The following is a 24129-nucleotide window of genomic DNA, read 5'->3' as shown; positions in this document are numbered from 1 at the left end:
TGGCACGGCAACGGAGCGAAACGATGGATGGCGTGATGAAGCGGTGGGAGCTGCGGCGGCCTGGCCGAGCGAACCTGGAGCTGGCGAGCGTGGCGATTCCCACGCCGGCCGCGGGCGAGGCCCTGGTCCGAGTCTCCGCGGTGTCGCTGAACTACCGCGAGAAGTTGTTCCTCGACGGGGCTGGCTATTCGGATGTGCCGTGGCCCTTCGTGCCCACCTCCGACATGGTCGGTGAGGTGGTGGCCACGGGTGGCGGTGTCACCCGGTTCAAGGTGGGGGAGCGGGTGCTCGCCGCGTTCAACGCGGACTGGGTGGACGGGCCCGTGCCGCGCGTGAATGGCTCGGTGCGCAGCCTGGGAGGGAGTCTGCCGGGGGTGTTGTCCGAGTATGTGGCGATGCCGGAGAGCTGGCTTGTCGCCGCGCCCCGGACACTGGATGACGTGCGCGCCAGCACGCTGCCGTGCGCGGGGCTCACCGCGTGGACGGCGCTCGTGGAGCTGGGCGGGGTGCGGCCCGGGCAGACGGTGGTGACCCAGGGTACGGGCGGCGTGTCGCTGTTCGCCGTGCAGCTCGCCTCGGCGCTGGGAGCGCGGGTCATCGTCACGTCGGGGGATGAGGAGAAGCTTGCGCGCGCGAAGAAGCTGGGCGCGGCCCACGGCATCCACCGGCGCCAGACGCCGGACTGGGAGAAGGCGGTGGTGGAGCTGACGGGTGGGCGCGGCGCGGACCACATCCTGGAGATGGTGGGCGGCGACAACCTGGCGCGCTCGGTCAGCGCGCTGGCGCCCGGTGGACGCGTCACGCTCATCGGCGTGCTGGACGGCTTCGACATGCGCTTCCCGGTGGTGCCGTTGTTCCAGACCCAGGGCGTCATCCAGGGCGTGCTGGTGGGGAACCGACGCGGCCTGGAGAACTTCGTGCGCGCGGTGGACGCGCTGCGCCTGGAGCCGGTCGTCGACGCGACGTATGCGCTGCGCGAGTTCCCGAAGGCGCTCGAGCACCTGGACCGGGGGCCCTTCGGCAAGGTGGTGGTGCGCGTCCGCGAGTGAGCGCGAAGGCGAGCGTCCTCCGGCGCGCTATCGGAACGCGGGCCAGGTGAAGGACGGAGTTCCCGCCCAGCGCGCCACGAGTCGTTCCTCCAGGGCGGCGAGGGTGCGTGAGAGGGCGGGGACCAGGCTCGTGGGCTCGCGCAGGACGCGGGAGCGCGCGAGGTGGCGCAGCAGGGCGGCGCGCTCGGAGTAGCCCGGTGCCCAGTCCCTGTCTCGCTCCAGCGCCTTGGGCGACAGCCACTGGAACATGTTCACCGTGCGCGCCGTGGCGACCAGGGCGCGCGCGTGGGTGTACGTGGCGTCCGTCTGGGCCGCCTCGCAGACGGGGGCCAGGGTGATGCGATAGGTGAGGTCGGCGCGAGTGACGAGCTCGTCGGGCAGCGGCACCACGATGAGCCACATGAGCGCGTCGTACAGCGCGTGGCGCATGCCGCAGTACTCGAAGTCGAGCAGGCGCGGGCCGCTGGTGGTGAAGAGGGTGTTGCCCGGGGCCATGTCCCCGTGGGTGAGCGCGAGGAAGGGGCCGGGCTCGGCCAGCTCACGCGCCAGTTGCTCCACGTCCTCCTGGGTGCCGGCGGCCACGGTGGTGCCGACGGCGTTCGTCCAGCGATGCAGCCGGTCCGCGTGCTCCACCAGATAGCGCGCGTTGTCGATGCGCACGCGCAAGGGGCGTGGGTGCAGCGAGTGGCGGAGCAGGTCGAAGTCACCTTGCAGGCCCCGGGTGCGCGCGTGGAGCTGGCCCGTGAGCCGGGCCACGGCGAGCAGTCCTCCGGTGGCGGCGCTCGCGTCCACCGAATTGAAGAGGTCTTCCAGGCTGGGGCCGATGCCCAGGTCCTGGAGGACGAGGAGGCGGGAGTGGATGTCGCCGGCGATGAGGCCCGGGGCGGTGGTGAGGTTGTGGCGGCCGAGCAGCTCCAGCCCGGCCCACTCGTCCAGGCCGAGCACGGGGTCCGCGTGGAAGTGCTTGAGGATGACGGTGGGCACATCGCCGCCGCGCACGCGGGCGCGCACGACATGGCAGCGGGACTCGGTGCGGAGGACCTGGGGCTCGGCCAGGAGCACGGGTCGTCCCCAGGCGGCGGAGAGGGAGCGAGCGCCGTCGGCGAGCAGTTGCTCCAGGTCCAGGGCGCTCAGGGGATCCGCTCCACGGTGGCGCCCGCGCGTTCCAACAGCTCGCGGTACCATGTGAAGGCGCGCGCGGTGCGGTCACCCAACCCCTTGGCGCCCCAGAGGACGGTGAGGGTGCGGCGGGTGTCGGCGTTCGTCTTGGTGCGCTGGGCGTCCTTCACGGCATTGGCGCAGGGGCCCTCGGCGTCGAAGAGGCACAGCAGGCCCGCCAGGTCGATGCTCTGACCGGAGGCATTGAAGACGTACTGGGAGCCCTCGGGGGCGATGCCCACGCGGAAGGGCGCGGTGGCCCGGTCCAGGTCGACGACGCTGATGGGCAGGCCGCTGTGCAGGGACACGGCGTTGCAGAGGTCCACGGCGGTGTTGATGGAGCCGAGCGTGCCTTCCGTCGCGGCGCGCACCAGGTACTCGGAGGCGGGCTTGCCGCGGCCTGTGGGCTTGTAGCCGCCGTGGCGGAGCATGTCGCGCACGGCGCCGCGCACGGCGTCGTCGCTGGAGAGTGGCGCGGCCGCATCCGATTTCAGCAACGCCACCAGCCACTCCGGCGAGGGCAGCGAGCCCAGCGGTGCGGGGAACGTGGTGGTGAAGGCGAGGGTGTCCAGGGACGGATGCGGTTCGACGGTCAGCACGGCCGGGCACTCTACGCCACACGGCGCGCCCGTGCTGGCGGTGGTGCGCGCAAACGGCAGTGATGCCGCCTACGCCACAGGGCGAGGCGTTGCACGGAAACGGGCGCGAGTGCGCGAGCCTCCCGTGTCGCGATGCCCATGGGGAAGCGGACTGGCGCGGTGCCAGTTTCGCGGTGCGAGTCGTTCCAGACCGCTCGGAGCCGAACCGGTGCGGTGGAAGTGTCGTCCTCGCGCCAGAGTGAAAGGCTCGCTTCGAGTCAGCGAGCAGCCCCGAGGGTGCGTGCTACGGTCGCGCCTTCCGAGCTTGGGTGCCCGCTCGTGTTCCACGATGCGCGGCCAGGAGGAGCAATCGATGGCAGACGCGAACCAGCGGACGATGCGGGCGGCGCGCTTCGATACGGCCACGCGGACGTTGACGGTGACGGAGGTCCCCGTGCCCCAACCGCGTCCGGGCGAGGTGCGGGTGCGAGTGAAGGCGTGCGGCATCTGCTTGTCGGATGCGCATCTGCTCGACGGTTCGCTCCGCTCTCCGTTGCCCGTGGTGACGCCGGGCCATGAGTCCTCGGGTGTCATCGACGAGGTGGGCGTGGGCGTGCCGCGCTGGAAGGAGGGGCAGCGCGTCGCGATGGCGGGTGGCAAGCCCTGCGGTCGCTGCCCGAAGTGCTCCAACGGCCAGCCGCAGGAGTGCCTCGACTTTCAAATCATGGGCTTCCACTACGACGGCGCGTGGGCCGAGTACGTCGTGGTGCCGTACTTCGTGTTGTCCTCGATTCCGGACCACCTGCCTTTCGAACAAGCGGCCATCCTCGCGGACGCGGTGGCCACGCCGTACGCGGGACTGGTGGAGAGCGCGAAGTTGCGGCCCGCGCAGTCGGTGGGTCTGTGGGGCATCGGTGGGCTTGGCGTCCACGCGGTGCAGATTGCCCGGATGATGGGGGCGACGCCCATCATCGCGTTCGACACGAACGAGGCCGCGCGCAACCGCGCGCTGGAGTTCGGCGCGGACGTGGCGTTGGACCCGCGCTCTCCGGACGTGCGTGCGCAGATTCTCCAGCACACGAATGGGCTGGGGTTGGATGTGGCGGTGGACCTGGTGGGCGCGAACTCGGTGCTGGCGCAGGCGGCGTTGAGCCTCGGGCGCTACGGGCGCGCGGTGATGGTGGGCCTGTCGCCGGAGCCCATCCAACTGGGCGCCGGGGTCAACTTCGGCCTGCGCTCCCAGGCGCTGGTCGGACACCTGGGCTACGAGAAGAAGCACCTGGACCAGCTCGTGACGCTGGTGAGCACCAAGCGTCTGGACGTCTCGCGCTCCGTGACGGCGACGATGCCGCTGGAGGATGTGGCGAAGGGTGTGGAGCGGCTGGTGAAGAAGGAAGGCAATCCCATCCGCCTCGTCATCACGCCCTGAGGCACGGCAGGGGACCAGGCGGCCGGGCACCCAGGGCGGGGTGTCCGGCTCCCGGTGCCCGAGCGGATCCGCTCACGGTGGAATGGCGCCTGGGAGGCGACGGGGCCATGTAGGTCTCCCTCCCGGCTCCAGGGCGAACGCCCCTCCGGTGGGCCGCCCCCGGGCATGGGAAGCGGAGGTCGAGGGTTCGGAACAATCCTCCTTCGGCGTCCCCCATGGCATAAGGGCGCCGCGCCCGCCTTCCGGGCACCCCCTACGCACATGATTCGTCTCGACAACATCAGCAAGCAGCACGGCCAGCAGATTCTCTTCATCGAGGCTTCGGCCGCTCTCCACAAGGGGGAGAAGGTCGGCCTCGTCGGGCCCAACGGGGCCGGCAAGACGACTCTGTTCCGGATGATTACCGACCAGGAACACCCCGACGAAGGCCAGGTGGCCGTCGACCGTGGTGTCACCATCGGCTACTTCAACCAGGACGTCGGCGAGATGTCCGGCCGCAGCGCCGTGTCCGAGGTCATGGACGGCGCGGGCCCGGTGAGCACGGTCGCCGCGGAGATGAAGGCGCTCGAAGCGGACATGGCCGACCCGGACAAGGCCGACGACATGGAGAAGCTCGTCGAGCGCTACGGCCTGGTGCAGGCGCGCTTCGAGGAGCTGGGTGGCTACGCGCTGGAGGGCCGCGCGCGGGAGATTCTCGCGGGCCTGGGCTTCAGCGAGGAGATGATGGACGGCGACGTCGGCGCGCTGTCCGGTGGTTGGAAGATGCGCGTGGCGCTGGCGCGCATCCTGCTCATGCGTCCGGACGCGATGCTGCTCGACGAGCCGAGCAACCATCTGGACCTGGAGAGCCTCATCTGGCTGGAGGGCTTCCTCAAGGGGTACGAGGGCGCGCTCCTGATGACGTCGCACGACCGCGAGTTCCTCAACCGCATCGTCACCAAGATGGTGGAAATCGACGGCGGCTCGCTGACGACGTACTCGGGCAACTACGACTTCTACGAGCAGCAGCGCGCGCAGAACGAGAAGCAGCAGCAGGCGCAGTACGAGCGCCAGCAGGCCATGCTCGCCAAGGAGCTGAAGTTCATCGAGCGCTTCAAGGCCCGCGCCTCGCACGCCGCGCAGGTGCAGAGCCGCGTGAAGAAGCTGGAGAAGATTGAGAAGGTGGAGCCGCCCAAGCGCCGCACGACGGTGCTGTTCGAGTTCCAGCCGGCGCCGCGCTCGGGTGACGACGTGGTGAGCCTGAAGGCGGTGCACAAGGCCTACGGCTCCCGGCGCATCTATGACGGCATGGACTTCCTCGTGCGCCGCGGCGAGCGCTGGTGCGTCATGGGCGTCAACGGCGCGGGCAAGTCCACGCTGCTGAAGCTGGTGGTGGGCTCGACGACGGCGGACACGGGCGCGGTGACGGTGGGTGGCAGCGTGAAGCTGGGGTACTTCGCCCAGCACGCCATGGACCTCCTGAACGGTGAGCGCACGGTGTTTGAGTCACTGGAGGACGCGTTCCCCCGCGCGGGACAGGGCTCGCTGCGCGCGCTGGCCGGGTGCTTCGGCTTCTCCGGTGACGAGGTGGAGAAGAAGTGCCGCGTGCTGTCGGGTGGTGAGAAGGCGCGTCTGGTGATGGCGAAGATGCTCTTCGACCCGCCCAACTTCCTGGTGCTGGACGAGCCCACCAACCATCTGGACATGGCGACGAAGGAGATGCTGATTACAGCGCTGGCCCGCTACGAGGGGACCATGCTCTTCGTCTCGCACGACCGTCACTTCCTGGGCGCGCTGTCCAACCGCGTGCTGGAGCTGACGCCGGACGGCATCCACCAGTATGGCGGTGGCTACACCGAGTACGTGGCTCGCACCGGCCACGAAGCTCCGGGTCTTCGCAGCTGAGTTGACGGCGGGGCCGCCTACTCGAACAGGCGGCTCGCCAGTCGCGCGAGCTTCCGAGCCTTGCCGGTGTACGGCGGGAAGAACAGGTTCGCCAGGGACGTGCGTCCCTGGCGCAGCACCGCGCGCTCGTGGCTGAAGGTCTTGAAGCCCGTCTCGCCGTGGTACGCGCCCAGGCCGCTCGCGCCCACGCCTCCGAACGGCAGGTTCGGGTTCACGTTGTGCAACACCACCGCGTTGATGCACGTCCCGCCCGCGCTCGTCTCCTGGAGCAGCCGCTCCACCACCGCTTCGTCATGGCTGAAGACGTAGAGCGCCAGCGGCTTGCCGCCCGCGCGCACGTGCGTCACCACCTCGTCGAGCGACTCGAAGCGCAACACCGGCAACACCGGCCCGAAGATTTCCTCCTCCATCAACGGCGCATCCGGTGCCACGTCCGCCACCACCGTCGGCGCGATGAAGCGCGTCTCCGCGTCCACGCCGCCGCCGACAACCACTCGCGCTCCCGCCGCCACCGTGCGGTCCAGCAACCCGCGCACCCGCGCGAAGGCGCCGTCATCCACCATCCGGCAGAGGTCGGAGCTCGCGCGCCGCGCTTCCTCGGAGCGCCCGTAGAAGCGCTCCAGCGCCGCCTTCAGGGCCGCGAGGAACGCCTCTTCCTTCGACGCATGAACCCAGACGTGGTCCGGCGCGATGCACGTCTGCCCGCCGTTGAGGAACTTGCCCCAGGCCACCCGCTCCGCCGCGGCTTCGATATCCGCTGACGCATCCACGATGGCCGGCGACTTGCCGCCCAGCTCCAGCGTCACGCTGGCCAGGTGCTTCGCCGCGGCCTCCATCACCCGCCGCCCCACGCGCGGCCCTCCGGTGAAGAAGAAGTGGTCGAACGGCAGCCGCAAGAGCGCCTCGCCCACCTCCGCGCCACCTTCGAACAGCGCCACCTCGTCCTCGGGGAACGTGTCGCGCACCAGCTCCGCCAGGAAGCGCGACGTGTTCGGCGTCTTGTCGCTGGGCTTGCACATGACGGTGTTGCCCGCCGCCACCGCGCCCACCAGCGGCATCAGCAGCAGGTTGAACGGGTAGTTCCATGGCGCCATCACCAGCACCACGCCGCGCGCCTCGTGACGCACGTGACTGGTCGTCCCGGTGAGCACCAGTGGCGTCGTCACCTTGCGCGGCTTCATCCACGCCTTGAGGTGCTTGCGCACGTGCTCCAGCTCCATCAGCACCGGGAGGATTTCCGTCGCCTCCACCTCCGCGGGCGGCTTGCGGAAGTCCGCGTGGATGGCGTCGGCGAGCGCCTGCCTCCGCTCGACGATGAGCGCCTTGAGCTTCTCCAGCTTCGCCAGCCGCTCGCCGGGGCCCCGCCGCGCCACGTCCCAGCGCCGGGCCCGCAGGCGGTCGAACGCCTCCTGCATGCCCCGGGGAATCAGCTCCTCCTCCTGCTTCACCACGCGCATCCCGGCTCCTCTGGCTGTGTGGGGCCTACTCCAACAGCCGGCTGGCGCGGGAGGCCCACTCCTGCGCCTTTCCGCGGTACGGCGGGAAGAACACCGCCGCCAGCGACTTCATCCATTGAACCGACACGGCGCGCTCGTGACTGAAGGTCCGGAAGCCGTAGACGCCGTGGTAGTGCCCCAGGCCGCTCATTCCCACCCCGCCGAAGGGCAGGTTCGGGTTCGCCACGTGGATGAGGACGTTGTTCACCACCGCCCCTCCGGAGGTCGTGTTGCGGAACACGTCCTCGATGGCCCGCTTGTCCTGGCTGAAGACGTAGAGCGCCAGCGGCTTCTCCCCACCCTGGATGTGCGCGTACACCTCGTCGCGCGAGCGGTACGTCATCACCGGCAACACCGGCCCGAAGATTTCCCCCTCCATGATGGCCATGCCCGCCGTCACGCCCGTCAGCACGGTGGGCGCCAGGTAGCGCGAGGGCCCGTCCGCCACCCCGCCCACCTCGACCTTGGCTCCCGCCGCCACCGTCCGGTCGACCAGGTCCTTCACCCGCCGCCACGCCGTCGCGTCCACCAGGCGCGAGAAGTCCGCGCTCGCCTGCCGCTCCGGCTCGGTGGCGCCGTAGAAGCGGGCGATGACCGCCTTGAGTTCGTCCACGAACGCCTGCTGGCGGGACTCATGAACGAAGACGTAGTCCGGCGCGACACAGGTCTGTCCGCCGTTGATGAACTTGCCCCACGCGAGCCGCTCGGCCGCGGCCCGCACGTCCGCCGTCTCGTCGACGATGGCCGGTGACTTGCCACCCAGTTCCAGCGTCACGCTGGCCAGGTGCTTCGCCGCGGCCTCCATCACCTTGCGGCCGATGCGCGGGTTGCCCGTGAAGAAGAAGTGGTCGAACGGCAGCTCCAGGAGCGCCTCCGCCGTCTCCGCGCCGCCCTCGAACAGCGCGACCTCGTTCTCCGGGAAGACGTCGCGCACCAGCCGCGAGAGGAAGCGCGCGGTGTGCGGCGTCTTCTCGCTGGGCTTGCAGATGACGGTGTTGCCCGCGGCGATGGCGGCGATGAGCGGCGCCATCAGGAGCTGGAAGGGGTAGTTCCAGGGGGCCAGCACCAGCACCACGCCGCGCGCCTCGTAGCGCACGTGCGCGGAGGAGCCCGCGAGCAGCATCGGCGTGCCCACCCGCGTGGGCTTCATCCACGACGACAGGTGCTTCACCGTGTGGTTCAGCTCCTCCAGCGTCGGGTGGATTTCCGTCAGCTCCACCTCCAGCGCGGGCTTGCGGAAGTCCTGGTGGATGGCCTCCGCCAGCTCGTCGCGGCGGGCGATGATGGCCTCGCGCAACCGCTTGAGCCGGGCGACGCGCTCGGCCGTGGTGGTGCGGGACATCACCCAGCGATTCGCGCGCTGGGCCTGGAAGGCGGCCTGGATGCGCGCGAGGTCCGCGGAGGGCTTCGACTCGGTGGCGACGGGGACGAGCTCCAGCATGGTTGGCTCCTGGGGTGTGGTGACGTGTTTCAGCGGGACTCGAGCCCGCGCAAGAGGGTGGTGAGGGCCGCCGTCAGCTCGGCCGTGAAGTCGATTCGCAAGGGGGCCATGTGCGGCGACGCCAGGACTTCGCGCGCCACGGGCGCCACGTCCGCCATCTGCCGCAGGCCCGTCACCAGCGCGTGCAGATGCACGAGCACCCGGGGGCCTTCGCCCGGCTTTAGGAAGTCCAGCCGCGCCTCCAGCAGCGCGCCGATGTGCAGCATGGCCTGCAGCAGCCGCTCCTTGAACCGGCGCGCCTGCTCCACGGACACGTTCTGCTCGAGCACCGTCTGCAGCATCGCGAGCAGCCGCGTGAGCGAGGTCTCCGCCTCCAGCGACTGGGCCACCGAGCGGGCCAACCAGGGGCCCGTCCACGGCGCGTCCGGCTGACACAGCCGCGCATCCAGTCGGGCGAACCAGGAGAAGAGCAGGTCCTCCAGCAGCGCCAGGAACAGCGCCTCCTTGGTCGGGAAGTAGAGGAACACCGTCCCCTTGGCCAGGCCGGCGCGCTCCGCCACGTCCGCCATCTTCACCTCCGCGTAGGAGGTGGCCGCGTAGAGCGCCAGCGCTTCATCCAGGAGCAGCCGACGTCTCGCTTCCTTGTCCTCGTCCTTGCGCGCCCGCTGAGGCGCCGCCCGCTCCCCCTTCACCCCCGGATTGCTGACCATGGGTCATTGCTAGGTGACCCCGGGTCAGTCGTCAAGTGACTGGAGGTCAGTTTCCAGCGGCGGACAATGGGCTCCGACTGGAGGGCGGTAGGTATGTGTGTGAGGATGGCCTTCATGCGTCCCATCCAGGCGGAACTGCTGTCCGGCAGTGAGCTGTATCGGGAGGTGGTGCTGGAGAAGCTGCTCCACGCGCGCGAGTCGGTGTGGATTGCGACGGCGAACGTGAAGGCGATGTACGTGGAGTCGAAGGGGCGCTTCGTTCCGTTGGTGGAGGTGCTCGACGGACTGTCGGCGCGAGGGCTGTCGCTGCGGCTCTTGCACGCGGAGCTGCCGAGCCGTCCGTTCCGCGCGGCCTTCGACGAGCGGGCCCGGCTGGTGGCGGGGGGACTGGAGCTGAAGGTCTGCCCGCGCGTGCACTTCAAGGCGGTCGTCGTGGACGGGGCGTGGGCCTACCTGGGGAGCGCCAACCTCACGGGCGCGGGCCTGGGCGCGAAGGGCGACGCGGTGCGCAATTTCGAACTGGGGTTCGTGACGGAGGACTTCGACGTCATCGACCGGGTGACGGCGCTCTACGAGGCGGTGTGGAGTGGGGCCGAATGCAGGGGGTGCAAGCTGCGCGCGGTGTGCCCGGATCCAATAATCCCCGCACCCGCGAGGAGGGGCGAGATGCGAAGCTCGCGCGGCGCCGTGCAGCTCGGAAAGGCTCGCCGGCTCAAGCGACACACCTCGGAGTCCCGACGACGATGATGAAGCTCTATTTCGCCCAGCACACGCGCGCCACCCGCCCCCGCTGGTTGCTCGAGGAACTGGGCGTGCCCTACGAGCTGGTGCCGGTGGACCTGCTCCAGCGAGAGCACAAGAGCCCCGAGTACCTGCGCGTCCATCCCATGGGCTCCATGCCCGCGCTGGAGGATGACGGACACGCGGTCTTCGAGTCGGCCGCGATTCTCCTGCACGTCGCCGACAAGTTCCCGGACAAGGGCTTTGCTCCGGCGCTCGGCACCGTGGAGCGCGCCGAGTACTACCAGTGGATGATGTTCTGCATGGCCACCATGGAGCCGCCCCTGTCCGCGTACTCCGCGCACAGCCGCTTCCTGCCGGAGCACGAGCGCGTGCCCGCGGAGGCCGACCGGGGCAAGAAGCGCTTCACGGACATCGCCCGCATGTTGGAGGAGAAGCTCAAGGGGCGGCCGTTCCTGGTGGGCGAGCGTTTCACCGCGGCGGACGTGGTGATGGCATCCATCCTCAACTGGGGTGGGGGCATGGGGCTCTTGGAGGACTTCCCCGCCCTGCGCGCCTATGTGGAGCGGCAGATGGCCCGTCCCGCCGCGCAGCGCGCCCAGCAGTAGGACGGCTCCGTGCATCTACCCGTCGTACCCAGTCCCTCGGCCTCCGAGCTCGAAACCCATCTGCGGCTCAAGCGCAGGGGCTTCATCGTCTCCGCGGGCGTCCTGCTGCTCTCGCTGACCACGCATCCGCTGCTGTTCGGGGGCTTCGTCCCCGAGGTGGCGTTGATCCACGTGGGCTGGGCCGCCCTCCTCGTCGCGTGTGCCCTGGCGGCGGGCTCGCGCTGGCTGCCGTCCCAGCGGGCCAGCACCGTGGGCGGCGTCTTCAGCCTGGCCGCGCTCGCGCTGGACATCCACTTCACCGGAGGGCTGGCGAGTCCGCTGTTCCCGCTGCTGTTCGCGATGCCGCTCATCATCGCCGTCTTCACGCCGGGCGATTTGGTGACGGTGTGGGCGTCCATCGTCCTGACGCTGGTGGGCGTGGTGCTGGCGTCGTGGCTGTCGGGTGGCTCGGAGCGACAGCTCATTGGCCAGGTGACGGTCTTCCTCTTCATGGCCTGGATTTCGGTCTTCAGCGGGAAGCTGTTTCAACGCATGCGCGACGCGGAGCGCGAGGCCGTGCGGGAGCGGCTGGCGGTGCTGGAGCGGCTGGCGCGCAGTGAGCGGTTGAGGGCGGAAGCGGAGGTCAGTCGCGCGGAGACGGAGCGGCTGGCGCTGGTGGGGCGACTGGCGGCGGGTGTGGCGCACGAGGTGAACAACCCGCTGGCCTACGTGAAGTCCAACCTGGGCTACCTGGGTGACGTCGTCGAGGAGCCGACGCCGGACCTGGAGGAGATGCGGCGCGTGCTGGAGGAGACGCAGCAGGGGGTGCTGCGCATCCAGCAGATTGTCACCGACCTGCGCCGTTTCTCCCGGGACTCGGTGGACACGGAGGAGGCGTGCGGCGTGGTCGATGCGCTGGACGAGGCGGAGCGGCTCGCGTCGGTGCGACTGCGGAGCCTGGGGCAGGTGGTGCGGGAGCTGTCGCCGGAGCTGAGCCGCGTGCGGCTGGGGCAGCGACACCTGGTGCAGGTGGTGTTGAACCTGCTGCTCAACGCGGCGGACGCGGTGGACTCCGCGCAGCCTCCGCGCGTCGCGCGCATCGTCCTGCGAGCCCGTGCTGAAGCTGGAGGCGTGCGACTGGAGGTGGAGGACAACGGGCCGGGCATTCCGGAGGCCGCGTTGTCGCGCCTCTTCGAGCCCTTCTTCACCACCAAGGCCCCCGGCAAGGGCACCGGCCTGGGGCTGGCCCTGTGTCGCGAGTACCTGGCCCGCGTCGGTGGCACGCTGTCGGTGGCGAACCGTCCGGAGGGAGGCGCGTGCTTCACGCTGCACCTGCCGTCGGCGCCCCCGACTCCGGAGCACCGTCCAAGTCCGAGCTGAGCGCGCTCCTCGGCGCGGCTACTCGCCCGAGGAGCCGTCGCGGCGGGGCTCCGGTGCGGCGACGGCGGACTCGAGCACGGGACTCGCCTCGGCGGACGTCTTGCCCTGCTGCCGCTCGCGCCACGAACTGGGGGAGTCCCCCACCAGCTTGCGGAACAGGCTGCTGAAGTGCTGCAGCGACGCGCAGCCCACCTCCACCGCGACGGCGGTGAGCTTCATGTCCGTCTCCAGCAGGAGCGCCTGCGCCATGCGCACCTGCACGGCGTTCAGCTCCGCCTGGAAGGACGTCCCGGCTTCCTTCAGCCGGCGCTGGAGCGTGCGCTCGGACATGCCCATCTCCCGGGCCACGTCCGACAGGTTGATGTCCGGCAGCTTGCCGCGCATCGCCTGGTGCAGCTCGCGCAAGAGCGGCGACTGGCCGGTGGCCTCCGCTACCAGATCATTCAGCTTGGACAACAGCGGCGCCGCCCGGCCCTCCGGCTGGCCCAACCACGCGAGCGCGTTCGCCGGGTCGGTGAACACCTTGCTGGGATAGGCGCCCGTCAGCAGCGTGTAGAAGCCGCCCACCACCGCGCCCGCCACGCCCTCCGGACGCACCAGGGCCTGCCGCTGCACGGACGTGCTGAAGGACTTCTCGCGCGCTTGCATGTACTTCACCAGCACCGCGAAGGCCGCCGGGTCCGCCGCCTCCAGCCGGCGCGCGTCCACCAGCGACGCATGCGGCGCCGCGGGGGCCAGCTCCACGTCGAGCACATGCACCAGCCGGCGCACATGGCTCTCCGAGGGGCGCCCCCAGAGAATGAAGCCGCACAGGTCCGCCGAGGCGTACCAGTGCAGGAAGCCTTCCCCGACTAGGTAACGGCCGTGGGGGTCCCTGAAGTAATCGTCGACGCCGTCTGCCGATCGCACGGCTCGGCAGAATAGCGCTTCGCCACCTTGGCCACCCAGAAGGGATTGATGGGGGACAGGGAAGTCACCAGCTCCGGCCTGACGAGCGAGGCACCCGCCAACTCCTGGGTCGTCCCCGGCAGCTCCCGCCAGGGCACCTGGGGCTTCACATGGTGGGCCTGGTGATAACCGGCATTGAAAAAGAACAGGTTGTACAGACGGGAGGTGGACGTGGTGCCCAGGGCCCCCCGCTGGGTGGAGTCCGTCTCGAAGTGGGCCGCCAGGTTGAGCCAGTGGATGCAGACCTGCCCCACCAGCAGCACCCCCCACCACGCCAGCCCCAGGGCCGGCCGCCAGAGGATGACCGCCAGGATGCCCCCGTCCACGACGAGGAAGTCGAGGACGAGCTCCGTGCGCTGGTTGCGCTTCTTGGCCCACCGCCAGACGTTGGCCACCGCCTCGAACGGCCAGAACCACGGCGTCAGCGCCGAGCGCAGGCAATAACGCAGGGCGCCTTCACCCGGCCGCCGCTGGCCCCAGTCCCCCGGGCCGTCGTTGTACCGGTGATGGTTGAAGTGGTGGATGTAGTAGCCCCGGTAGGGGAACCCGCACGCCAGGCCCAGCGTCCGGGACACGACCCAGTTCACCAGCCGGGGGCGCGCCATGGACACGTGCATGTGGTTGTGCAGGACGGCGTAGTTCCAGAACAGCACCGCCCAGCCGACGGCGCACATGCCCACGCGACCCCAGAGGCCCAGGTGGTCCCAGCTCAACAGGAAGGAAGGGAACCACACCCACCACAGCGCGTGTACCGCGAGCTGCGGCAAGTCGAGAGCGGGGGCGGGGGAGGGGCGAGTCATGAAGCCCGAAGGTAGGCTCGCGCCTGCCTCGCCGCTTCATTCCATGCGCCAAGCGCTTGCGAAAACGCGCAACCTTCAGCGTCGTCCCCCTCAATCCGTTTCAACCCGGGTCCACCCCGCCCCGGTGCTGATTCCGCCCGCGCTCGCTGTCTTCCACGGATGCGGAATGGAAGCAGCGTATCGCGGGCGTGCTGCGGGTGCTCACGTCTCGAGTGCGTTGGCGACCTGTCCCAACAGCCGCAGCCGGGGCGCATCCAGCTTGCGCACGGTGCGCAAGAGGCGGCGCACCTCGGGACGCTCGCGGTACTCCGGAGGATCCTCGGCGAGCGTGGGCGCGCCTTCCACGCCAGACATGCCGAGCAGCACGTCCGACGAGCAGTTGAGAACCAGACACAGCTTCCTCAGCGTGCGGACGCTGGGGAGCATGTGACCGCGCTCCAGCCGCCCGTACACCTCGGTGGCGATTCCCACGCGCTCGGCCACGTCGGCCTGGGTGAGCTCCAGCCGCTGCCGCGCCGCGCGAACTGCATTTCCAATGATGGTGGCCAATCGTTGTTCCATGGCGTGCGGAAACCTGTCGAAAAGAGGGCTTCTCCCCCCGCGCCTTGGCGGAGAGGTACCGGAGAGAAGTGACTGCGAGTTCCTTGCCTCGTGGAACACAGACTACGGGTGGGGTCTGACATTCAGGTGCATCCGGAAGGGCGTGCGAAAGCGCTTGAAACCGGAGGCGTTTCGGAGCCTGTCGGGACACGTGTCCGAGGCCGCTCGCGGAGGGCTCTGGAAGTGGGGTGCGACGCGCTCGGAAGTCACCCCGCGGGCGGTGGCCGCGGAAGTCGTCGGATGCCGCGGGAGGCCGAAAAATCGGCCCGCGGGAGATCAGCGCGCGATGCGGGTGGATCAGCGCGGCGCGCGTGCGGGCGGCGCTTCACGCGGAGCGCTTTCCGGATGCGTCCGGCTCACCGTGGGCGTCGCTCCGGAGCGACGTCCGGTGCTCAACGTCACCCGACCCACGGCCGCACTCACGGTGCAGGTGTTCAGCGGGCCTGGCGCGTCCGTCGGCGAGCGATGAAAAGACGGTGTTCACCTCCGAGGCCGAAAAATCGGCCTGCGCGGCGTTGTCAATGGAGAGGCAGGGAGTTCACGGAAAAGCCCTGGTGTTTCCGTGGTTTACGAAGGTGGGACGTCTGACGTAGGGTGGGTGCCCCCCCGGTGGGTCGGGGGTGCACCGCGCTGCCTCGCGGGGAGGGCCGTTGAGGTCGTGAGCGACGAGCGTCCGGACGCGCTGCTCAAGAGCGCACTCGAGAAAATTGTCTACTTCGAGGCGCGCGCGGAGCAGTTGCTCAGCGAGCTGGGCTCGACGCGCGAGGAGATGGAGCACCTCAAGCGTGAGCTGACGGAGACGCATCAGCGGGAGCTGGAGCTGCGCCGTGAGGTGGCGGAGCTGGAGGTCCGCGCCGGGCGGTTCCAGGCGGAGCGCGAGGAGTCCGTGCGGCTCACGCAGGCGCTGCGGGGCGAGCGCGACCAGCTCATGGACCGGTTGCTGAACGCCAGTCGGTTGCGCACGTCGACGAAGGACGGCGACGACGAGGACGACGACCTGGGGTTCGACCTGGCGTCGTTCATCTCCCAGCTTCGCAGCGAGGCGCTGCTGCGCGGGGAGTCGGACCGCGTGGCCTCGACGCTCGTCAAGGTGCCCATGCGCGGGCCCGCCGTGCCGCTCTCCGAGGCCTCCGCCAAGGCACAGGCTGTCGCTGCCGCCGCTCCGAGCGCGCCGGCGCGGCCCGCGTTGCTGGAGCCCTTGCTGGAGGGGCTGTCTCCGGTGGCTCGCGAGGCCCAGCGCTTCCTCCATGCGGGGCGGCTCGGCGTCAGCCCGGCGCAGTTGGCCGAGCTGTCCGGACAGCGCGTGGGAGCCCCGACGGACGAGTCGCTGTTCGGGTTCTCCGTGCGCGAGCTGTCGGCGCCGGACGCCGCCGCGCGGATTCGTGCCGCCGAGCGACTGAAGGCGCTGTCCCAGCCGGCCGCTGCTCCGGCGCTGGCCAGTGCGCTGCACGCGGAGACGGACTCGGCGGCGCAGGTGGCGCTGCTCCAGGCGTTCGCGGCGCTGTGCCGGGAAGAGGGCGCGCAGGTGGTGTCGCCGCTGTTGGCCTCGCCGGTGCCGGAGGTGCGCATCGCGGCGCTCAAGGCGCTGCTGACGCTGGCGCCTCGGGACGCGGCGCCGCATCTGGCGCAGGCGATGAAGGACCCGGACCGCTCCGTGCGTCGCAGGGCCTCGTTGCTGGCGCTGGGGTTGGAGGGTGAGACGGCGCGGCGGCTGGGCGAGGAAGCCATCCACGACGCGGACTCGGAGGTGCGCTCGCTGGCGGCGCTCGCGCTGGGCGCTGGGAGCGGGGAGAACGCTCGCACGCTGTTGCTGGAGGCGCTGGGTGACCGCGAGCCGCGCGTGCGCAAGGCGGCGGCGCAGAGCCTGTCGCGCATCCTGGGCCACGATGTGTCCGCGGTGGTGTCGCTCGATGATACGCACCGGCGCCGCGAGATTCGCCGGCTGGCGACGCTGCCCGTCAAGCCCGTGCGCGCCCGGCTGGAGGATGCGGCTCGACCGATGGTCGCGCGGACCCTGGTTGTTCCGGCGCAGGTGGCGGCTTCCGCGCAGGTGACCTCCGCGGGCGTGGCTCCCGCTGGCGCCTCACACGGGATGGCCTTCGTGGGCGCGGTGCAGGGCGCGGGTGCCTCCGCCGCTTCGCCGCAGGCCGTGGGCGCCCGGCAGGTCGCGGGTTCCTCCGCTTCGCCGCAGGCCGTGGTCGCGGCGGGCGCCCGGCAGGCCGCGGGTTCCGCCGCTTCGCCGCAGGCCGTGGTCTCGGCAGGCGCGCGACAGGTCTCCGCACCGGCCTTCGTGGGGCAGGGGGGCGCTCCGATGCATGCCGGTGGGCCTCCGCCTTCCGCGCCGCTGTCCCCCACCGCGCAGTCGGGTCAGCGCGCTCCGGGACAGTCGGCGGCGGGTACGCCCATGCAGCCGATGGCCCCGCCTGTCGTGGCGCCTCAGGCCGCCCGGCCCGTGGGTTCACCTCGACTTTCCCCCGTGCAGGCGGCATTGGTGGCCATGGGGGCTCCAGCGCCCGTGCCCGCCGCCGCTCCCGCGCCGCGCGCCGCGGAAGCACGTCCCCCCTCGGGCCGCCCGGGTGCTTCTCCCGTCGAGGCCCTGTGTGCGCAGATGCTGATGGAGGTCCGCGTGGCGGTGCGCGGACGCTCGCTCGCCGAGCTGACGACCGCCCTGGGGGCCCCCGTGGAACTCGCCCAGGAAGCACTCACCCTGCTATCAGCCCGAGGCTCCGTGGTCCGAAGGGGACACAAATACTTCGCCGCTTGAGGCAAGGTATCCGTCCCGTACGTCTTTCGAAGGGTCGTTCATGGAAGCGCCGACATACAGCTCGAAGCAGGTGGCCGAGATGCTCGGCGTGTCTCCGAAGGCCATTCCGGAGGACGCGAGGAAGGACGTGTACACCCCGGACGACGTCTGGGACCTGCGCACCACCCTCAACCGCTTCCCGGACAAGATTGGCCACCGCCGGCAGCTGTTCCTGAACTTCAAGGGCGGCACCGGCAAGACGTCCCTGTCCACCTCGTACGCGTGGCGCATCGCGGAGCTGGGCTACTCGGTCCTCCTCATCGACCTGGACAGCCAGGGCCACGCCACCAAGTGCCTGGGCTACGAGGGCGAGGAGTTCGAGAAGACGCTGCTCGACGTGCTGGTGCGCAAGACGCCCCTGGTCCAGGTCATCCAGAAGTCCTCCCTGCCCAACCTGGACTTCGTCCCGTCCAACCTCAGCATGTCCACCATGGACCTCTCGCTGATGCCCATGGCCGGCCGCGAGTTCAAGCTGCGCAACGCCCTCAAGGACGTGGAGGCCCAGTACGACGTCGTCGTCTTCGACGCGCCCCCGTCCTTCGGCCTGCTCAACCTCAACGCGCTGATGGCGGCGAACGACTTGTTCGTCCCCGTGCTCGCGGACTTCCTCTCCTTCCACGGCCTCAAGCTGCTGTTCGAAACGGTGCAGAGCCTGGAGGAGGATTTGAACCACGTGCTCGACCACGTCTTCATCGTGGTCAACTCCTTCAACGCCACCTTCAAGCTGGCGAAGGAGGCGCTGGAAGCGCTCCAGACGCACTACCCGGAGTTCCTGCTGCCGACCATCATCCGGCAATGCACCAAGTTCGCGCAGGCCTCCAGCGAGGGGCGCCCCGTCTTCGTCGCGGACCCCACGTCGAAGGGCGCCAACGACATCCAGGCCATGATTGACAACGTCCTGCCGCGACTGGTCGCCGCGGCCGCCGCCGCCCCGAAGAAGGGCACCCAGCAGGCCGGCTGAGATTCGCCATGAAGAAAGCCTTCGAACAGAACGTGTCTCGCGCCAAGCCGCGCCTCCGCTTGGGCGCGTTCACCGGCGTCGCCGACCCGGGCGAGTCCGCTCCCTCCGAGCAGGAGCCCGCCGCCTCGGCCCCGCCCGAGCCTCCTTCCGCGGACCTGTCCGCCGAGGTCCGCGCCCGCATCGAGCGAGCCCGCGCCCCGCGCCCCACCGCCGCCGAGGCGATGGAGGTGGCGCTGGGCTCGCAGGAGGCGCCGCGCGCCCGGGAGCCGGTGTTCACCTCGCAGGCCTCTGAGCCCGTCACCTATGCGTCTCCGGAGCCGGAGTCGGCGCGCTTCGAGGACGAATCAGGCGAGGTGCCTGTCACCTTCGCGGCTCCTCCCGCCGTTGCGTTCCACCTGGACGGCTTCGCGGCCGGGCACTCTCAGGAGGCCCACTCCATGACGCAGGGCTCGTCACACGCTTCGCTCCCCCATGTCACCGCGATGGTCGCCGAGCCGGTGGCCCGCGTCGAAGCCCCGCCCCAGGAGATGATGGAGGTGCAGACGCCCGCGCCTCCGCGTGAGGAGCCGGTGGATGACTCCGAAGCGCGTCGCGAGCGACTGAAGGCACGCCTCAAGGCGGTGCGCGAGAATCCGCGTCCGGAGCCGCTCCCGGCCACGGTGGCCGAGGCGGGTCAGCGCGCGGTGGAGCGCATCACCCACCTCCAGGCGGAGCTGGTGAAGGTGAAGGCCGCCAACCTCTCGCTCACGCAGGAGCTGGAAGTGGCGCGCCGTCAGGCGGAGAAGGCCACCGAGGAAGCCCGGCTGCGCATGGACGAGGCGCGCCGGCTGTCTTCCGAGATGGAAGGCCGCGTGAAGCTGCTGGCGGACCTGGAGCGGGAGCTGGCCGCGCTGGAAGGTGAGCGCGACGAGGCGCTCTTGTCCCTCCAGGAGAACCGTCAGGCGCTCCAGGCCTCCGCGAAGGAGCACGAGGCGCTCGAGGAGGCGGTGTCTCGCGGCAAGCAGGCCCTGGTGGACAGCCTCGCCGAGGAGGAGCGGCTCGCCGGTGAGCTGGAGTCCGCCAAGGACGAGTCGACCTCGCTGCGCCGGGCGGTGGAAGCGCTCCAGGGCGAGCGGGACGTGCTGGCCCAGCAGGTGGCCTCGCTCACCGCGGAGCGGGCCGAGCTGCTCGAGGCGCGCAAGGCCCTGGAGTCCGTGCACCGCGCGCTGAGCCAGGCCGTCGCGCGCTGAAGTCGCTTTACTCGGGGCGCCCCCTTTCGGGCGCCCCAAGAGGGTCCCTACTTCCCGTCCTTCGCCACGCCGCGCGAAGGGCTCTTCAGGGCGGCGACCAGCTCCGGCTTGAGCGGCGGGCTGTGCAGTCCCTGCAACGACAGCTCCGCGAACTCCCCCTGAGAGGACTTGAGCCCGTTGAGGAACGCGACCAGTCGCTTCTCGCGGTCCGCCTTGTTCGGGTGCCGTGAGCCCAGGCGCGAGCCATCCGTCGTCTTGCGCAGCAGCACGATGTACTCGTCGGGGTCATAACCGGCGGAGAGCATCATCTTCGCGGCGAGCAGGTCCGCCTCGTACTCCTGCTCCTTGTCGTTCCCGCTCTCCGCGAACTCGATGACCTTCTCCGTCAGGCTGCCGAGCAGCGCCGAGTCGCCGTCCAGGTCCAGGTTGCCGCCGCTGTCCGTCGAGGCGATGAGCCCCCCGGAGCCTGGGATGCCGGCCTCCATCGTGACGGCCGTCTTGCAGAGGCTCACCTTGGCGGCGTTGTACTGCTTGATGGAGTGCTTGAGCACGACGTGGGCAATCTCGTGCGCGAGCACGCCCGCCAGTTGGCTCTCGTTGCCCAGCTCCGACAGCAGCTTCCGGGTGACGAAGACGTAGGCGCCGGGCGTGGACACGGCGTTGAAGTTCTTGTCGTCGTTGAGCACCCCGAACGTCCACTCCAGCGTGGGCCTCGCGGACTGCGCACCCAGGTTCTTCCCCACGACGTTGAGGTACTCGTGGAGGTCGTGCACCCCGGTGCCCTTCGCGCCGTCCGTCGGGGCCATCAACCCGCCACCCCCCTGCACCCAGTGGATGGCCATGGCACTGCCGATGGCGTACTCCTCCGTCACGGTGGGCTCCACGTCCAGCTTCTCGCAGGAGGCGCGTTCCTTCTTCGCCGCCGCCGAGTCGTTCACCACCGTCCCCGCCTTCTGGGCGACCTGCGCCCACGTCACCCCCTTGCACGACGAGGCCAGGAGGCCCAGGCCCGCCAGCGCCACCGTCCGCCAATGCGCGCGCATCACGTGCCCCCCTTCGACTTGCTCTTCGCCGCGCCCGACTTCGCCGTGGCCTCGGCGCCCACGACGGGGAACAGCCCCGCGTCCTTCACGTGCTTCGCGATGTCCGCGGTGGAGACGTCCTTGGCCTTCTTCTCCAGGCTCTGCAGTTGCGCCACCGCCTGCCTGTGGTCGCCGCCCTTCTTGTTGCCGTACTCGACGGCGCCGGGGCTGAGCGCCTTCACCGCGGCGCCGCTGGCGACGAAGCCCGCGGGGTTCACCTGGCGCTTGCCCTTGTCCTCCACGACGAGCTCCATGTTGGGCGCGGTGGTGGACAGGTTCGACTGGAAGACGAAGCCCTTCTTCCCCGCCGCCGTCTTCACCTTGTGCCACTGCTTGTTCTTCGGGTCCGCGCCCTCCCACTTCACCTGCTCACCCGGCTGGAGGATGACCACCGCGTTCGCCGTGGGCGAGGGGCTCTCCATCACCCGTGTGTTCTTCGCCTTCACGTACAGCGAGCCCCCCACGGCCACCGCCGACGCGAGGCTCGGAAGGCCCAGTGCCAGCAGCGCCAGCATCAGGGCCACCCCGGCCGCGCTCGTTCTCATCGTCATCGCTCCGACTCCTTTCCCGCTCACTTGTCCAGGCTCGCCACGCCGTCGAAATCCGGCGGCGGCGCCTTCGCATACTTGTGACAACGCTCCAGCAACGCCTTCGTCGGTCCGTCGTCTGGGTCCTCTGTCCCCAGCTTCTCCAGCATCGACACGGCCTCGTCGAAGCGAGCCTCGCGATACACGGCCAGCGCCGCGTGGTAGCGCTCCACCGTCGCCCGCTTGCGCGCATCCAGGCCGCCCTTGAGCGAGAGCAGCTCGTACACGGTGACGGCCTCCGTCTTCCCGGCCACCCGCACCCGGTCCAGCTCGCGCACCTCGATGTGCTCGCGCGCCAGCTCGTACGTGCGCGGGCCAATCATGATGACAGAGCCATACGCCTTGTTGGCGCCCTCCAGCCGCGCGGCCAGGTTCATCCCGTCGCCGATGGCCGTGTAGCTGAAGAGCTGCTCGCTGCCGAAGTTGCCCACGAAGTTCACCGCCGAGTTGACGCCGATGCGCGTGTAGACATCCGGCAGGCCCTTGGCGCTGAACTCCTCGCGCATCCGGTCCACCTCCGCCTTGGCCGCGAGTGCTCCCCGGCACGCGCGCACCGCATGGTCGTCCTGGCGCATGGGCGCGCCGAACAGACACACCACGGCGTCACCGATGTACTTGTCCAGGCACCCGCCCTCCTTCAACAGCACGCCGCTCACCCGCGTCAGGTACGTGTTGAGGATGCGCACCAGGCTGCGCGGGTCCTCCTTGAAGCGTTCGCTGAAGGTGGAGAAGCCTCGGATGTCGCTGAAGAAGGCGCTGATTTCGACGTTCTCTCCGTCGAGCCTCGGCAGCTTGCGCTCCGAAATCATCTGCTCCACGAGCTTGGGCTCCATGAAGCGGCTGAACGCGGCGCGAACGAACTCCGTCTCCCGGTTGGCCACCAGGTGGTTGAACGCCACCGCCGTGACACTGGCCAGCAGCCCCGCCATGGACGGCAGCGCCGTCAGCACGTGCGTGCCCGAGGACAGGAATCGCCCCGTCACCAGGGACATGCCCAGCAGCAGCGCCACCGGCCACAGGATTTCCAGCGGCGTCCAGCGCGTCGTCATCAGCAACACAACGGAGACCAGCGCCACCAGCAACGTGAGCGTCAGGTCCACCGCCAGCGGCGTCCGGGTGATGAAGCGGCCATTGCCGAGCAGCGTCTCCAGCACCGCTGCCTGCTTCATGACGCCGGGCACCTCCGCCTGGAAGGACGTGGCCTTGATGTCGCTGAGTCCCAGCGCCGTGCCGCCGATGACCACCACCTTGCCCCGGAACGCCTCCGACGGAAGCTTCGAGGGCTGGCCCTTGTCCCGGTGTACCCAGCCGTCGAGCACGTCCAGCAGGGGCACCGTGTGGAAGCGCTCGTGCAGCTCGCCGCCGCCGTAATCAATCGCCGCGCCCCCGTCCGTGTCCACGGCGTAGGTCCGACTGCCCAGCCGCAGCTTGCGCCCGGACAGCGTCACCTCGCTGACGCCCAGCAGGCCCGCGGCCACTCGCACCGGCAGCGTCGGGTACGCGTTGACGCCGTCCGTGTACGCGAAGCGTGTGCGGCGCATGAAGCCGTCGGGGTCCGTCTCCGTGTCCACCAACCCGAAGCCATCCACCGCGCCCACGAGCACGGGGATGGGAGGCACGGGATGGCGCAGGGCGTGCGCGTGATTCCCGGCGGTCGACTCGGCCGTCTCACCATCGACGTCCCGACCATCCAGGGTCGCCAGGGTGAAGCCCCGCGTGCGCACGGGGAAGGCGAGGGTGCGCGCCATCTGCTCGGGCGTGACGGAGGCGACGGCGCTGTCCTTCGGCGCGTCCGCGAACCCGGCGCCCCCCTCTTCGGGGAAGGCTTCCGCGGCGCCCTCGTCCGGGAACGTCTCCTCGGCGTGCTCGGGCGGCAGCGCCTCCCGGGGAAGCGCCTCATCGGTGGAAGCCACGGGGGCGGCTGGGAGGGGCGCGAGCGGGGAGGCGGGGACCTGGTCGAAGTCCGCGCGCGGCAACGGCTGCGCGTTGGCGTTGGTGGAGACGCCCAGGAAGAACGGGATGCGTGTGTCGCGCAGCATCTGGGCGAAGGCCAGGTCCGTGGACTCGTCGGAGGAGCGCTCGTCCATCACCGCGTCGAACACGACGGCGCGCGCGCCCTCCGCCTCCAACTGCTCCACCACGCGGGCCCACAGGTTGCGGCTGTAGGGCCAGCTACCGAAGTTGAGCGCATAGCGCTCGTTGGCGCGGATGCCGTCCAGCGTCGACTGGTCGATGACCACCACCGACACGTGGGGAGACTTCCCGCGCCCGTCGGTGAACGTGGTGAGCGCCTGGTCGTACGCACCGCGCTCCAGGTCGTCCAGCCAGCCGCCGCGCCACGCCAGCGCCGCCAGCGCGGTGGACAACACCGCCACGCCCAGCATCAACCGCCAGTGGTTGCGCCAGCGCAGCCGGATGATTTTCCAGGTCTCTCCCGCCACGGCCCCCTCTTGCGATGTGCGTGGGTCGTCACACTAACCCAGCACGCACTCGCGTCAGGCATCTCCCCGGCCGGAAGGACGCTGATAAAATCACGAATACATTGAATTCACATCCATGTGACGAGCGCACATGACGAGCCCACGAGTGCTCGCCCGGCGTCGGACGCACGCGCGCCCGGCTTATTCGCGCCGGTCTTCAGGCACGGGCCCAGGTGAGGGCCTTGG

General features: G+C 70.0%; 20 protein-coding genes. 9 read left to right on the top strand and 11 right to left on the bottom strand.

The window, feature by feature from the left end:
- Positions 1–35 precede the first annotated feature (35 nt).
- Positions 36–1049: an NAD(P)-dependent alcohol dehydrogenase gene (locus tag HUA74_RS31400; RefSeq protein ID WP_254625317.1), complete on the top strand. Its 1014-nt coding sequence runs from the start codon at positions 36–38 to the stop codon at positions 1047–1049.
- Positions 1050–1076: 27 nt separating this feature from the next.
- On the opposite strand, the gene HUA74_RS31395 is transcribed toward HUA74_RS31400, so the two are convergent.
- Both HUA74_RS31395 and HUA74_RS31390 read right to left on the bottom strand, forming a co-directional pair.
- Complete coding sequence (locus tag HUA74_RS31395) at positions 1077–2111, bottom strand: phosphotransferase (RefSeq protein WP_174457484.1); 1035 nt, start codon at positions 2109–2111, stop codon at positions 1077–1079.
- 68 nt (positions 2112–2179) lie between these two features.
- Entirely contained in the window at positions 2180–2806 is a 627-nt protein-coding gene (locus HUA74_RS31390) for a phenylalanine--tRNA ligase beta subunit-related protein (RefSeq protein ID WP_174457483.1), read from the bottom strand.
- Positions 2807–3158: 352 nt separating this feature from the next.
- Between HUA74_RS31390 and HUA74_RS31385 the strand changes: the two genes are divergently transcribed.
- A complete protein-coding gene (locus HUA74_RS31385) occupies positions 3159–4214 on the top strand; it encodes a zinc-binding dehydrogenase (RefSeq protein ID WP_141643427.1) in 1056 nt (351 codons plus the stop codon).
- Between the two features lie 261 nt (positions 4215–4475).
- Positions 4476–6098 carry an ABC-F family ATP-binding cassette domain-containing protein gene (locus HUA74_RS31380; protein ID WP_174457482.1) on the top strand — a complete coding sequence of 541 codons (1623 nt, stop codon included), beginning with the start codon at positions 4476–4478 and terminating at the stop codon, positions 6096–6098.
- A gap of 17 nt (positions 6099–6115) precedes the next feature.
- Here the strand turns inward: HUA74_RS31380 and HUA74_RS31375 are convergent, their stop codons facing one another.
- The 3 genes from HUA74_RS31375 to HUA74_RS31365 are packed head-to-tail and all read right to left on the bottom strand — an operon-like array spanning position 6116 to position 9745.
- Positions 6116–7555, bottom strand: a complete 1440-nt coding sequence (locus HUA74_RS31375) for an aldehyde dehydrogenase family protein (protein ID WP_174457481.1) — start codon at positions 7553–7555, stop codon at positions 6116–6118.
- A gap of 25 nt (positions 7556–7580) precedes the next feature.
- Positions 7581–9035 carry an aldehyde dehydrogenase family protein gene (locus HUA74_RS31370; protein WP_174457480.1) on the bottom strand — a complete coding sequence of 485 codons (1455 nt, stop codon included), beginning with the start codon at positions 9033–9035 and terminating at the stop codon, positions 7581–7583.
- Between the two features lie 29 nt (positions 9036–9064).
- Positions 9065–9745 (bottom strand): TetR/AcrR family transcriptional regulator, encoded by a 681-nt coding sequence (locus tag HUA74_RS31365; RefSeq protein WP_174457479.1) that lies wholly within the window; start codon positions 9743–9745, stop codon positions 9065–9067.
- Between the two features lie 114 nt (positions 9746–9859).
- Here HUA74_RS31365 and HUA74_RS31360 point away from each other — a divergent pair, with 114 nt between their 5' ends.
- Genes HUA74_RS31360 through HUA74_RS46710 form a run of 3 tightly spaced genes read left to right on the top strand, consistent with a single transcriptional unit; the run spans position 9860 to position 12453 of the window.
- The gene (locus HUA74_RS31360) at positions 9860–10492 is read left to right on the top strand and encodes a phospholipase D-like domain-containing protein (protein WP_174457478.1); all 633 of its coding nucleotides are present in this window, start codon (positions 9860–9862) and stop codon (positions 10490–10492) included.
- Positions 10489–11094, top strand: a complete 606-nt coding sequence (locus tag HUA74_RS31355) for a glutathione S-transferase family protein (protein ID WP_141643421.1) — start codon at positions 10489–10491, stop codon at positions 11092–11094. The genes HUA74_RS31360 and HUA74_RS31355 overlap by 4 nt, the downstream gene beginning before the upstream one ends.
- Before the next feature lie 9 nt (positions 11095–11103).
- Entirely contained in the window at positions 11104–12453 is a 1350-nt protein-coding gene (locus HUA74_RS46710; protein WP_174457477.1) for an ATP-binding protein, read from the top strand.
- Positions 12454–12471: 18 nt separating this feature from the next.
- Here HUA74_RS46710 and HUA74_RS31345 read toward each other — a convergent pair whose 3' ends face one another.
- The 3 genes from HUA74_RS31345 to HUA74_RS31335 form a co-directional block, all read right to left on the bottom strand.
- On the bottom strand, positions 12472–13224 hold the full coding sequence (locus tag HUA74_RS31345; RefSeq protein WP_371817332.1) for a helix-turn-helix transcriptional regulator: 753 nt from the start codon (positions 13222–13224) through the stop codon (positions 12472–12474).
- Between the two features lie 80 nt (positions 13225–13304).
- Positions 13305–14201: a fatty acid desaturase gene (locus HUA74_RS31340; protein WP_141643419.1), complete on the bottom strand. Its 897-nt coding sequence runs from the start codon at positions 14199–14201 to the stop codon at positions 13305–13307.
- Positions 14202–14402: 201 nt separating this feature from the next.
- The gene (locus HUA74_RS31335) at positions 14403–14762 is read right to left on the bottom strand and encodes a helix-turn-helix transcriptional regulator (protein ID WP_141643418.1); all 360 of its coding nucleotides are present in this window, start codon (positions 14760–14762) and stop codon (positions 14403–14405) included.
- 697 nt (positions 14763–15459) lie between these two features.
- Here HUA74_RS31335 and HUA74_RS31330 point away from each other — a divergent pair.
- The 3 genes from HUA74_RS31330 to HUA74_RS31320 are packed head-to-tail and all read left to right on the top strand — an operon-like array spanning position 15460 to position 19794.
- A complete protein-coding gene (locus tag HUA74_RS31330) occupies positions 15460–17565 on the top strand; it encodes a HEAT repeat domain-containing protein (protein WP_174457476.1) in 2106 nt (701 codons plus the stop codon).
- Between the two features lie 40 nt (positions 17566–17605).
- Positions 17606–18565 (top strand): ParA family protein, encoded by a 960-nt coding sequence (locus HUA74_RS31325; RefSeq protein ID WP_141643416.1) that lies wholly within the window; start codon positions 17606–17608, stop codon positions 18563–18565.
- 8 nt (positions 18566–18573) lie between these two features.
- Positions 18574–19794 (top strand): extensin-like protein, encoded by a 1221-nt coding sequence (locus HUA74_RS31320; protein ID WP_174457475.1) that lies wholly within the window; start codon positions 18574–18576, stop codon positions 19792–19794.
- A gap of 47 nt (positions 19795–19841) precedes the next feature.
- On the opposite strand, the gene HUA74_RS31315 is transcribed toward HUA74_RS31320, so the two are convergent.
- The 3 genes from HUA74_RS31315 to HUA74_RS31305 are packed head-to-tail and all read right to left on the bottom strand — an operon-like array spanning position 19842 to position 23904.
- Complete coding sequence (locus HUA74_RS31315) at positions 19842–20837, bottom strand: M48 family metalloprotease (RefSeq protein ID WP_174457474.1); 996 nt, start codon at positions 20835–20837, stop codon at positions 19842–19844.
- Positions 20837–21427: an SH3 domain-containing protein gene (locus HUA74_RS31310; protein ID WP_174457473.1), complete on the bottom strand. Its 591-nt coding sequence runs from the start codon at positions 21425–21427 to the stop codon at positions 20837–20839. Before HUA74_RS31310 ends, HUA74_RS31315 begins: the two co-directional genes overlap by 1 nt.
- 20 nt (positions 21428–21447) lie before the next feature.
- Positions 21448–23904 carry a CHASE2 domain-containing protein gene (locus tag HUA74_RS31305; protein ID WP_174457472.1) on the bottom strand — a complete coding sequence of 819 codons (2457 nt, stop codon included), beginning with the start codon at positions 23902–23904 and terminating at the stop codon, positions 21448–21450.
- Positions 23905–24129 lie beyond the last annotated feature (225 nt).

Source organism: Myxococcus sp. CA051A, assembly GCF_013336705.1.
In the GTDB taxonomy this organism is placed as follows: Bacteria; Myxococcota; Myxococcia; order Myxococcales; family Myxococcaceae; genus Myxococcus; species Myxococcus llanfairpwllgwyngyllgogerychwyrndrobwllllantysiliogogogochensis.
This window is presented reverse-complemented; position numbering and strand designations above follow the sequence as displayed.